The sequence below is a fragment of the Lentzea miocenica genome, assembly GCF_033949945.1.
Classification (GTDB): Bacteria; Actinomycetota; Actinomycetes; order Mycobacteriales; family Pseudonocardiaceae; genus Lentzea; species Lentzea miocenica.
In genome coordinates, this window is the sequence record NZ_JAXAVW010000008.1 from 200,039 (window position 1) to 211,103 (window position 11,065).

10 protein-coding genes are annotated in these 11,065 nt (G+C 68.0%); 3 read left to right on the plus strand and 7 right to left on the minus strand.

Going from position 1 to position 11,065, the window contains the following annotated elements; translation table 11 throughout:
- Positions 1-99 precede the first annotated feature (99 nt).
- Positions 100-1,056, minus strand: coding sequence for a toll/interleukin-1 receptor domain-containing protein (locus SK803_RS12100; protein ID WP_319966013.1), 957 nt, complete (start codon positions 1,054-1,056; stop codon positions 100-102).
- Between the two features lie 217 nt (positions 1,057-1,273).
- On the opposite strand from SK803_RS12100, the gene SK803_RS12105 reads away from it, so the two are divergent.
- Together SK803_RS12105 and SK803_RS12110 are read left to right on the plus strand one after the other, a co-directional pair.
- The gene (locus tag SK803_RS12105; RefSeq protein ID WP_319966014.1) at positions 1,274-2,947 is read left to right on the plus strand and encodes a hypothetical protein; all 1,674 of its coding nucleotides are present in this window, start codon (positions 1,274-1,276) and stop codon (positions 2,945-2,947) included.
- Positions 2,947-3,270: a hypothetical protein gene (locus SK803_RS12110; RefSeq protein WP_319966015.1), complete on the plus strand. Its 324-nt coding sequence runs from the start codon at positions 2,947-2,949 to the stop codon at positions 3,268-3,270. The genes SK803_RS12105 and SK803_RS12110 overlap by 1 nt, the downstream gene beginning before the upstream one ends.
- Before the next feature lie 4 nt (positions 3,271-3,274).
- Here the strand turns inward: SK803_RS12110 and prmC are convergent, their stop codons facing one another.
- From prmC to rpmE, 5 genes are all read right to left on the minus strand, one after another.
- Complete coding sequence (prmC, locus tag SK803_RS12115) at positions 3,275-4,144, minus strand: peptide chain release factor N(5)-glutamine methyltransferase (protein ID WP_319966016.1); 870 nt, start codon at positions 4,142-4,144, stop codon at positions 3,275-3,277.
- 20 nt (positions 4,145-4,164) lie between these two features.
- Positions 4,165-5,550 (minus strand): dihydrolipoyl dehydrogenase, encoded by a 1,386-nt coding sequence (gene lpdA / locus SK803_RS12120; RefSeq protein ID WP_319966017.1) that lies wholly within the window; start codon positions 5,548-5,550, stop codon positions 4,165-4,167.
- Positions 5,551-5,559: 9 nt separating this feature from the next.
- A complete protein-coding gene (locus tag SK803_RS12125) occupies positions 5,560-6,768 on the minus strand; it encodes an acyl-CoA thioesterase/bile acid-CoA:amino acid N-acyltransferase family protein (RefSeq protein WP_319966019.1) in 1,209 nt (402 codons plus the stop codon).
- A 22-nt stretch (positions 6,769-6,790) separates the two neighbouring features.
- A complete protein-coding gene (gene prfA / locus SK803_RS12130) occupies positions 6,791-7,855 on the minus strand; it encodes a peptide chain release factor 1 (protein WP_319966021.1) in 1,065 nt (354 codons plus the stop codon).
- A 100-nt stretch (positions 7,856-7,955) separates the two neighbouring features.
- A complete protein-coding gene (rpmE, locus tag SK803_RS12135) occupies positions 7,956-8,168 on the minus strand; it encodes a 50S ribosomal protein L31 (RefSeq protein ID WP_319966023.1) in 213 nt (70 codons plus the stop codon).
- A gap of 279 nt (positions 8,169-8,447) precedes the next feature.
- Between rpmE and SK803_RS12140 the strand changes: the two genes are divergently transcribed.
- On the plus strand, positions 8,448-8,810 hold the full coding sequence (locus tag SK803_RS12140; protein WP_319966025.1) for a hypothetical protein: 363 nt from the start codon (positions 8,448-8,450) through the stop codon (positions 8,808-8,810).
- 104 nt (positions 8,811-8,914) lie between these two features.
- On the opposite strand, the gene rho is transcribed toward SK803_RS12140, so the two are convergent.
- On the minus strand, positions 8,915-10,957 hold the full coding sequence (gene rho, locus SK803_RS12145; RefSeq protein WP_319966026.1) for a transcription termination factor Rho: 2,043 nt from the start codon (positions 10,955-10,957) through the stop codon (positions 8,915-8,917).
- Between the last annotated feature and the right edge of the window lie 108 nt (positions 10,958-11,065).

An 11,065-nucleotide genomic window follows, 5' to 3' on the forward strand; every position in this document is an offset into this window, starting at 1 on the left:
GGTCGCGCGCGAGGCGGCGGATCCTCGTAGCGCGCGACCGCGTGCCCTCCCCAGCATCAGAACATACGACCGTTTGCCCCAATGCGATGAAACGTCGTGTTATTGGCCAGGATTTGGCAACTCCGCCCACGACTCCACCACCCGCAGGCCGCTGCGCAGGGCGGTGAGGCCCTCGCGGAACACCATCATCATGCGGCGGATGGGCACGTCGGACGCTTCCAGGCGATGGGTGCTCGTCAGCAACGCTTCTACGCCCGGCACCAACTCCGCCAGCTCGGAGACGAAGGCTGCCTGGAAGGACTCACCGGCGGCGCGCAGGAGTCGGTCCGTCTCGAAGGCGCGGCGCTCGAACGAACGGCCCGCGTCGCGCAGGCGCCCTGCGGCGGGGGCCAGCGCCGGCCAGTCGATACCCAGCAGGGACTGGAACTCCGCGACGACGTCAGACGTCGAGCGGATCACGGCCTGGACGTCGCGGGAGAAGCGGTCCAGCTCCAGGGCGACGTCTACCTCGATCGCGGGCGCGTCAACCAGAAGCGCGCGCTCGGCGGCCTCTACGCGGTCTACGAGTTCGCCGGCCAGCGAGAGCATTGTGCGGCGCCACAAGGGAGACGAAGGGCCTTCCAGCCACGCGTCCTGGACGCTGCGGTGCTGGCGTTCCACCACCAGTTGCACGGCCAGGTCCGGGTTGTCGGCGGTCAGGTGGCCGGCGCCCAGCAGGACGACCGGGAGCAGGAGGCCGCGGACGCCGTCCACGAAGGCCTGGTTGTAGAAGAGGAAGAGTTCCTCGCGGCAGTACGGGCGGTCGAAGTAGCGGCGGGTGAGGACTGGCAGGAAGACGGTTGTGCCGCGGACCGCGGCGCGCAGGGTTGGCTGGACCAAATCTCCCCAGCCGATGGACTCGCGGTCGAGGAAGATCTCCAGGGCTCGGCCGCGGTCGGCGTAGGCGTAGTGGCGCAGCGAGGACGCGAACGGGGTCACGAAGTCCATGACGATGTCGTCCTGGCGGGCGTAGCTCAGGAAACAGCGGATCGGCGGGGCGTCCGAGAAGGGTGTCATCTGCCCTCGTTCGGCGCATTGACAATTCGCAATTCGTCCACCTTTGACAGATTCCGATCTGGACCCACTATTGTGCCAGCAACAGCGAAAAATACGCGTTGTTCGTTGTCGCATCATGTCCCTGACCAGCACAAACACAGAGTGCTTGATTCAATGACAGAAAGTGGACAGGACAATGTCAACTCCTGCGGCGACGACGGGAAGCGATTCTCCGAAGTTGCGCGACGACACGACGCGCTTCCTCTGCGGAGCCGCGCACCGCGACGAGGAGTTCGCGGACTCGGCCATTCGCGAGTACCTCGTGGAGGCCACTCGGTCGATTCCTCGTTCGCCGGGCGTCAACGCCGGCGCGGTGTTGCGGGAGGCGGTGGCGGCTCGCACGAGGCGCAAGGTGCGCGACGCCGTGCTGCTGGTGCTGGCGGTCGCGGTGCTCTTCGCCGGGAGTGGAACGCTGCTCGGGTTGTGGCTGCTGATCGCCTTGACCGTCGCGCTCGGGACCGGGGCGCGGGCGGGGCTCGGCCAACGCGTGCGGCGAGCGTCGCCGCACGTGCGCGGGCCGCTCGCGCTCGGCTCGGTGGCGGGCGGGATCGCGCTGTTGTTCGTGCTGTACAAGCTCACCGACGAGTTCTCCGCGAGCAGCAGCTACGAGCGGTACTACGAAGAGTACGAACAGCAGAGCGGCGGCGGCGCGATCGCGGTCGTGATCATCGGGATCGCGTTGATCTTCGCAGTGCTGCTGGCCGACCGGGTGATCACGTGGCTGCTGATGACGAAGAGCTTCCGCCGCGCCCACTTCCGCACCGGCAGGCCAGAGGAGGAGCTGTGGCGCAACGAGTGGAAGTTCCGGCAGGCTGGGCACTCGAACTACGCCGAAGCGCTCGCGCTGTATCCGATCGACGACGACGAGCCTGACGACCCGGACGAGGCGCAGGTGATCGTCTACCACGGTTATCGGCCGTTCGTCGGCTCCGGCGTGATGTTCGAACCGTGGTCCATGGCGCTGCCTTTGAAGCCCGCCGAGGAGAAGACCGGCGCACCACTGCCCGGTTTCGCCCTGCCCGAGCTGTACGAGCACCTCACCGCCGAGCTGGTCAAGACGGGCCGCTCACCCTCGCTCTCGCCCGGCCACCGGCTGCGCGGACTCAAGACGGGCGACCGCGTCGTCATCTCGTCCATCGAGCTGATCGACCACATCGACGACGACGAAGCCCGGATCGTCCTGCCGGACAAGGACCACTCGCCGGAGACAGCGGTCGGCAGGTCCGTTGTGGACGATCTGATCGCCAGGCCGATGGAGTGGATGCGGTACTTCCGCTCGTTCCAGGTCGAGACGTGGGACCGCGACGTCGTGGTGTCCGCGTACCTGACGTTCGGACTCGACGAGGAGATGCTCTACGTCGAGTGGACGCCCTGCATCCTGTACCCGATCCAGGCGCGGCACCGCGAGATCGACGTGCTGCCCGAGCAGTCGATGCGCCCGTTCAACGAGGCGATCGTCGACCTGCTGAAGTTCCCCGCCACGCTGCCCAAGCGGTTCGCGACGGCGGTGGGCTGGATGAACCCGATTCACCAGGCGGAGAACACGTTCGTCGCCGCGCGGTACGGCGCCAGCATCAGCCTGCGCGAGCTCGCCAGCGAGAACCAGGTGGACAACTACTTCCAGCTCACCGACGTCGAGCGCTACATCAAGGTGCTGGAGTCACGGCTGCTCCGCACGATGGGCGAGTTCCTGCAGAGCAAGGGCATCTCGGTCACCGAGTTCATGGAACAGGCCATGCAGGTGACGAACAACAACGTGCACATCACCGGCCCGGTGATCTCCAGCAACATCGCCACGGCCGGCAAGGCACGCACGGGCAGCACGAAGGTCGGCACAGCCAAGGAAAGCTGATGAGCGAACGGAACTTCGAAATCCACGGGCCGGTGATCGGAAGCAACGTCGGCACCAGCGGACGCGCCAGAACCGGGAACGTCCACATCGGACGCATCAAGGACGTCGCCGCCGTGTTGCGGCTCCTCGACGAGCTGCGCGAGGACCTGAACGCGGCCAAAGCGCCGACCGCGACCATCGAGGCCGTCGACGACCTGCGGGTGGAGGCGCGCAAGCCCCAGCCCAGCAAGGACGTCACCGGGCATCTGATGGAGAAGCTGGCCGACCGCGGCCTCGGCGAACAGATGAAGGACCTGGCGAAGGCCTTCGACGCCCTCTTCTGAGGGACTAGGGCGAGATCCTGCGGGCGGTCGCGAACCGCGGCCGCCCCGCCAGGTCGGCGTGGTCGGCGACGTCGGTGAGCACCCGGCGCGCCGACAGCAGTGCCGGCACGGACTCGCCCTGCGTGTCGTCGTGCTCGATCCCGACGGCCCCACCCGGCTTGAGCCACCGCGCGGCCGCCGACACGACGTGCCGGATCACGTCCAGCCCGTCCGCACCGGAGAACACCGCGTGGTGCGGATCGTGCACGCCGACCTCGGGCTGCACTTCAGTTCCCTCTGGCACGTAAGGCGGATTGCACACCACGAGATCCACCAGACCGTCCAGATCGGACAGCAGCGAGGGATTCGTGGCGTCACCCGAGTGCAACCGGATCGGCGTGTCCCCTGCCGCGATGCGCGCCTCGGCGTTGCGGCGCGTCCACGCAAGCGCTTGCGGGTCGATCTCGACCGCGTGCACCACCGCGTCCGGCCGGGCCTGCGCGATCGACAGCGCCAACGCCCCGGTTCCCGTGCAGAGATCCACGACAACCGGCGAAGACACGCCTACCAGCGACTTCAGGCCCCACTCCATCAGCAGCTCGGTCTCCGGCCTCGGCACGAACACGCCGGGCCCGACCTCGACCGAGATCGCCCCCATCGGCGCCCAGCCGAGGATGTGCTGCAACGGAATCCGCGACGCCCGCGTCCGGACGAGCTTGTGCAGCTGGTCGATCACCGACGGGTCGACCAGCGGGATGAGCGGCAGCCGCCCGCGCTCCACACCGAGCACGTGCGCGGCGAGGTACTCCGCGTCGACGCGCGGACTGTCCACGCCCGCCTCGGCGAGGATCTTCGCCGCCTCGGAGACGGCGAGGCGGAGCGGCTGCCGGTTCATCATGAGAAGGGGAAGTTACCTCAGAAGTTGATCATGTGCCCGGCCAGGCCGTGCACGGCTTCCTTGACGGCCTCGCTCAGCGTCGGGTGCGCGTGCACGTTGCGCGCGACCTCGTGCACCGTGAGGTCCCACTGCTGCGCCAGCGTGAGCTCGGGCAGCAGTTCGGTGGCCTCCGGGCCGATGATGTGGCCGCCGAGCAGCTCGCCGTGCGTGCCGTCGCTGATCAGCTTCACGAACCCGGCGAAGTCGCCGAGACCGTGCGCCTTGCCGTTCGCGGTGAACGGGAACTTCGCGACCTGGACGTCGAAGCCCTTCTCGCGGGCCTGCGCCTCGGTGTAGCCGAACGACGCGATCTGCGGCTGGCAGAACGTCGCCCGCGGGATCATCACGTAGTCGAGTTCCATGGTCTCGGCGCCCGCGATGGTCTCCGACGCGATGATGCCCATCGACTCGGCGGCGTGCGCGAGCATCAGCTTCGCGGTGACGTCACCGATCGCGAAGATGTGCGGCACGGAGGTGCGGCAGCGGCCGTCGATGTCGATGGCGCCGCGCTCGGTCAGCTTCACGCCGGTGTTCTCGAGGCCGTAGCCGTCGACGCGCGGCACGAAACCGATGGCCTGCATGACCTTGTCGGCCTCCAGCACCTCGGTCGCGCCGTTCTTCGACACGGACACGCGCACCTTCGGGCCGGACTCGTCGATCGACTCGACGCGGGTGCCGACGCGCACGTCGATGCCCAGCTTCTTGTAGCGCTTGAGCAGCTCGGCGGAGATCTCGGCGTCCTCCAGGGGCACCATCCGGTCGAGGAACTCGACGATGGTGACCTTCACGCCGTAGTTGTGCATCACGTAGGCGAACTCGACGCCGATCGCACCCGCGCCGGCGATGATGATCGACTCGGGCAGTTCCTCGGTCATGATCTGCTCTTCGTAGGTCACGACGCGGTCGGACTTCTGCGTGTTCGGCAGCATCCGGGTCGTGGCGCCCACGGCGATGATCGCGTGGCCGAACGTGATGGTCTCGTCCCCGACGGTCAGCGTGTGGTCGTCGGTGAAGTTGGCCCACCCGTTGTACTCGGTGATGCCGTTCTTCTTCATGAGGAAGTGCACGCCCTTGACGCGCCCGTCGGCGACCTTGCGGCTGCGCTGCCACGCCGCGCTGTAGTCGAAGCTGACGGTGCCGTCGACCTTGATGCCGAACGTCTTCTGCTCGTGCGTGAAGATGTGCGCGAGCTCAGCGTTGCGCAGCAGCGCCTTCGACGGGATGCAGCCGACGTTCAAGCAAACGCCGCCCCAGTACTTCTCCTCGACGATGGCGGTCTTCAGCCCCAGCTGAGCCGCACGGATCGCGGCGACGTACCCGCCGGGACCCGCACCCACGACCACGACATCAAAGTGTGCGCTCATAAGCACACCCTAGGTCCCGAGCTGCTCCTGCAAGAACTCAACCGTCCGTTTCCAAGCGTTCGCCTGAGCGTGCGCCGTGGCGTGCGGAACACCACCACCCGAGAAGGTGACACCGGGCCCCGGATAGGTCACGTCGGTGGCGGGCCGGTGCGGCGGGCCCGCGATCAGGTGTCCTGCCTCGGGATACACGACGTGCTCGTGCGGGAACGGGTGCTCGTGGTCCTTCAGCCGCCGCAGCGCGACCTCGCTCAGCTCGGCGGACGGCCACCCGTCGTCGTGCCCGGACGAGATGAGCAACACACCCCCGACGATGTTCTCGACGCGGATCTCGGTGTCCTCCGGGATGCCGTCGCTCAGGTCGAACGCGAGCCTGAGCGGCACCGGTTCGTCGTTGACGATCTTGGCGCGCAGCTCGTCGCTCACGTAGTAGGGCAGGTACGGCAGCGGTTCGCCCTTGAGCGTCCACGACGCGGCTTCGTGCGAGAGCTTCTGCAGCAGGTTCGCGCCCGGCCCGATCGCCTGGGTGACCACGCCGCTGCCGACGATGCTCACAACCGCCCTGACCTGCGGGAACGTGGCGCCCACGAGGAGCGCCAGCTCACCGCCGCGCGAGCCGCCGATCACCCCGATCTCGCCCGCGCGTTCGGCCAGGTACTCGATCGCGGTGCCGAAGTACTCCAGCGGGATGTCTTCGAGGTGCTTCGGCAGACCCTTCATGCCGAAGTAGCCGAGCGCCAGCGTGACGAACCCGTGCGCGGCCAGCAGAGCGGCGTCAGTCTCGTGGATGCCGCCTTCGGAGCCGCTGAGCACGATCACGCCCGGCAGGTCGCCTCCGTCGTCCTCAGGGGCGAACAGCGTGCCCACGAGACCGTTCTCGCGCACTTCCTGCCGTTCGACGCCCTCAGGCACGGTCAGACGCTTCAGTTCGATCTCGCCGGCGCCCTCGGCGGACAGGCACATCGGGCCCGGTTTGCCGCCGGTGCGTTCGAGGGACCAGAACAGGCCCATCGGATCGACACCGGAGTAGGTGCCTTCTTCCGGGGCGTGCCTGGTGAGGTCCACGACGCCGCGTTCGTCGGCTTTGAAGACGCCGTGGGAAGCGCGGTCTCCTGTGGACAGTTGGACGGTGATCTCGTCGCCAGGGGGAAGGCCCACGACGACTATGTCGACCGGTTGGTCGAGGGGCGCTGTCCGCGGGTTCACCAGAATCTCGGCCACAACGCGCCCCTCTCACGTCGGATTATCCGCCTGCGAGCCGTTCTGCCCGGTCAGCGGCGGCCAGAGCGTCCACCACCGCGTCCAGGTCGCCGTCGAGCACCTGGTCCAGGTTATGCGCTTTGTACCCAACCCGGTGATCAGAGATGCGTGATTCGGGGAAGTTGTAGGTCCTCACCCGTTCACTCCGGTCGACCGTCCGGATCTGGGTGCGACGTGCGTCACTCTGCTCCTGCGCCTTCTGCTCCTCGGCGAGCGCCACCAGGCGGCTCTGGAGGACCTGCATGGCGCGGGCCTTGTTCTGCAGCTGGCTGCGCTCGTTCTGGCAGGACGTGACGATGCCGGTCGGCAGGTGCGTGATGCGGACCGCGGAGTCGGTGGTGTTGACCGACTGCCCGCCCTTGCCGCTCGACCGGTAGACGTCGATGCGCAGGTCCTTCTCGTCGATCTCGACCTCGGCGGTCTCCTCGGTCTCAGGGAAGACGAGGACGCCGGCGGCGGACGTGTGGATGCGGCCCTGCGACTCGGTGACGGGCACGCGCTGCACGCGGTGCACGCCGCCCTCCCACTTCAGCCTGCTCCAGACGCCGTCCGGGGTCGTCGCCTTGGCCTTGATGGCGACCGTGACGTCCTTGAACCCGCCCAGGTCGGAGTCGGTGCCGTCGAGCATCTCGACCTTCCAGCCCTGACGCTCCGCATACCGCGTGTACATGCGCAGCAGGTCGCCGGCGAACAGCGCGGACTCCTCGCCGCCCTCACCGGACTTGATCTCCAGCAGCACGTCGTCGCTGTCGTGCGGGTCGCGGGGCAGCAGGAGTTCGGTGAGCTTCTCCTCCAGCTTGGGGAGCTGCTGTTCGAGTTGCTCGGCCTCTTCCTGGAACGACCGGTCCTCGGCGGCGAACTCCTTGGCCGCCTCGAGGTCGCTCTTGACCCGCTCGATCTCGCGAGCGGTCTGCACGATCGGCCCGAGCTGGGCGTATCGCTTGCCGAGCTTGCGCGCACCCGCCTGGTCCGCGTGCACGCCGGGGTCAGCGAGCTTCTTCTCGAGCTCGTCGTACTCGGCGAGCAGGCTGTCCAGCGACTGCGACACGGTCTGTGGCTCCCTGCGTTGGGTTCCTGATGATGGGCGCTGAAACGGCAACGGCGCCCGACCTCGGCTTGCTTGCCGAGGTCAGGCGCCGTGAAAGCAGCTACTTGTTGCGCTTGCCGTAACGCGCCTCGAAGCGCGCGACGCGACCGCCGGTGTCCAGGATGCGCTGCTTGCCCGTGTAGAACGGGTGGCAGTTCGAGCACATCTCGACACGGACCTCGGACGCCGAGGTGGTGCTGCGGGTGGTGAAGCTGTTGCCACAGCTGCACGTCACCTGAGTATTGGTGTACTCGGGGTGGATTCCAGTCTTCAAGATCTTGTCCCTTTCAAGGATGGCCGCCGGGTCCCTGTTTGTGAGCGGGTGAACCGGAGCCGGACTCGACCGTTTAGTTTGCCAGACCGTGCAACACGTGCAAAAACGCGGTTGTTCCCGAGGGGTTCTCCTGCCCTTTGGGGTGGCTGAAGTCACAACCGCTTAACCTCCCTGATACGCCGTTCGGCGCAAGGTGTGGCCGTTCAACCGCATACGGCTCGGTGGTGGTGGTTGTCACCCTCCAAACTGTGTGCCGTGTTCTGCACCGCCGAGCGGCCCATGAGCCAGCGCCTGTGGCTTGCCGTGCCGCTCCTGTTCTCCGCCGCCGTGTTCGGCCTCATGGGGTCGGCAGGGCTGATCACCACGTCCTGGAGCACGGTGCCGCTGTCGCCGGTCGTGTCCGGTGCCGGCGTGGCGGTCGCGGCTGCCGTGTCCGGCGGCGTGCACTGGAGGCGGCCGTGGCAACGGCACTGGCTGCGGTGGCCCTACCTGGCAGCGGTGCTGACGTTCGGAGTCCTGGTGGGCGCGGTGGAGGTTCCCGCGCTGGTCACGACCGTGGTGGGGCTGCCGGTGCTGCTCGGGCTGGTGTTCCAGTGCCTGGTGCAGAACGACGAGAGCCGGCCCACCGCGCACTGCCGCTGACCCTCGCGCACGCCGGGAACAGTTCGGCGTTCGAGTGAACAGACGTGAAAAGACCCCCGGTGACCTGCACCGGGGGTCTTTTCACGTGAAACTTGCGCGGGCTGTCAGTCCTGCTCGGAGCCCGGCGTCGTCTTCGCCACCTGCATCAGGAACTCGATGTTGGTGCGCGACTTGCGGAGCCGGTCGAGCAGCAGGTCGATGGCCTGCTGGCCGTCCAGGGCGTGCAGCACGCGGCGAAGCTTGTGCGTGACCGCCATCTCGTCCGGGGAGAGCAGGAGCTCTTCCTTGCGAGTGCCCGAGCTGTCGACGTCGACGGCAGGGAAGGTGCGCTTGTCGGCGATCTTGCGGTCGAGCTTGAGCTCGGCGTTGCCGGTGCCCTTGAACTCTTCGAAGATCACCGAGTCGCCGGCAGAACCGGTCTCGACCAGCGCCGTTGCGATCACCGTGAGGGAGCCGCCGCCTTCGATGTTGCGGGCGGCGCCCAGGAAGCGCTTCGGCGGGTAGAGCGCCGTGGAGTCGACACCACCGGACAGGATTCGTCCGGAGGCCGGGGCTGCCAGGTTGTAGGCGCGGCCCAGGCGGGTGATCGAGTCCAGCAGGACGACGACGTCGTGGCCCATTTCGACCAGGCGCTTGGCGCGCTCGATCGCGAGCTCCGAGATGGTCGTGTGGTCCGACGGCGGACGGTCGAAGGTCGAGGCGATGACCTCGCCCTTCACCGAGCGCTGCATGTCGGTGACCTCTTCCGGACGCTCGTCCACCAGGACGACCATCAGGTGGCACTCGGGGTTGTTCGTCGTGATCGCGTTCGCGATCGACTGCAGCACCGAGGTCTTGCCGGCCTTCGGGGGCGACACGACGAGGGCGCGCTGGCCCTTGCCGATCGGCATCACGAGGTCGATGACGCGGGTGGTGAGGATGTGCGGCTCGGTCTCCAGGCGCAGACGCTCGTTCGGGTAGAGCGGCGTCAGCTTGGTGAAGTCCGGGCGGTTGCGCGCCTCTTCCGGGTCCAGGCCGTTGATCTTGTCGACACGGACCAGCGGGTTGAACTTCTGGCGCTGCTGCTCACCGTCGCGCGGCTGGCGGACGGCGCCGGTGAGGGCGTCGCCACGGCGCAGGCCGTACTTGCGGACGAGCGAGAGCGAGACGTAGACGTCGTTCGAACCGGCCAGGTAGCCGGACGTGCGGACGAACGCGTAGTTCTCCAGCACGTCGAGGATGCCCGCGACGGGGAGCAGGACGTCGTCGTCGCGGACCTCGGTCTCGCGGTCCGGACGCTCGCCGCCCTCGTTGCGGCCACCGCGGCGGCGACGGTCGCGGAAGCGGCCACGACGGCCATCGCCGTCGTCGTCACCCTGCGGGCCACCACCCTGGCGGTCGTTGCGGTCACCGCGGTCGCCGCGGTCGCGGTTGCGGTCACGGCCGCCCCGGTCACCGCGGTCGCCGCGCTCGTTGCGGTCGCCACCACGGTCCTGACGCTCGGAACGCTCACCGCGGTCCTGGCGCTCGGTGCGCTCGCCGCGGTCCTGGCGCTCGCCGCGGTCGGAACGCTCAGCGCGCTCCGGACGCTCGGTGCGGTCCGGACGCTCGCTGCGCTCGGGACGTTCGGCGCGCTCAGGACGCTCGGAACGCTGCTGCTCCTGCTGCAGCTGCTGGCCGTCGCCCGCTTCGGCGTTGCCGCCACCACGGCCGGAACGGCGGCGACGGTTTCCACGGCGCCCGCCCTCCTCGGAGGAGCGGCCACCGTCGTCGGCAGCGACGGACTCGGCGGCGGCGGGCTTGTCCGCTACCTCGAGCTGCTGCTGAACAGGCTTTTCAGCGACCTTTTCGACCACTTTGGCGGCAGGCTTCTCGGCAGGTGCCTTCGCGGTGGCCTTCTCGGCTTTCGCGGGCTTCTCCGCTTTGGCAGGGGCGCCAGAGCCCTGCTTCTCCTTGATGGCCGCGATGAGGTCGCCCTTGCGCAGACCTGCGGTTCCGGTGATGCCCATTTGGCCGGCGAGCTCGCGCAGTTCAGCGAGCACCATGCCGGACAGACCCGCGCGGCGGCGCGGCGTCGTGCCGTTCGATGGGGTGGACAGAGCGTTCTCCTCGGCTCCAGAACCAGCGGCAGCTGCGACTTCGCTGCTCAGCAAATCGGTGTTGGTCACACAAGTCCTTCCTGACCAGGCCCCGCCTCCTACGCGGCCCAGCGGACCCGCCTTCCCACTTCAGCGGGGAACGGCGGTCAAGTCCGATGAAGACGGAAGCACGACGGC

Bases quoted from the DNA above. Each gene is read 5' to 3' on its own strand.
- SK803_RS12100 (WP_319966013.1), bottom strand. From the start codon at position 1,056: ATGACACCCTTCTCGGACGCCCCGCCGATCCGCTGTTTCCTGAGCTAC.
- SK803_RS12110 (WP_319966015.1), top strand. From the start codon at position 2,947: ATGAGCGAACGGAACTTCGAAATCCACGGGCCGGTGATCGGAAGCAAC.
- prmC (WP_319966016.1), bottom strand. From the start codon at position 4,144: ATGAACCGGCAGCCGCTCCGCCTCGCCGTCTCCGAGGCGGCGAAGATC.
- lpdA (WP_319966017.1), bottom strand. From the start codon at position 5,550: ATGAGCGCACACTTTGATGTCGTGGTCGTGGGTGCGGGTCCCGGCGGG.
- SK803_RS12140 (WP_319966025.1), top strand. From the start codon at position 8,448: ATGAGCCAGCGCCTGTGGCTTGCCGTGCCGCTCCTGTTCTCCGCCGCC.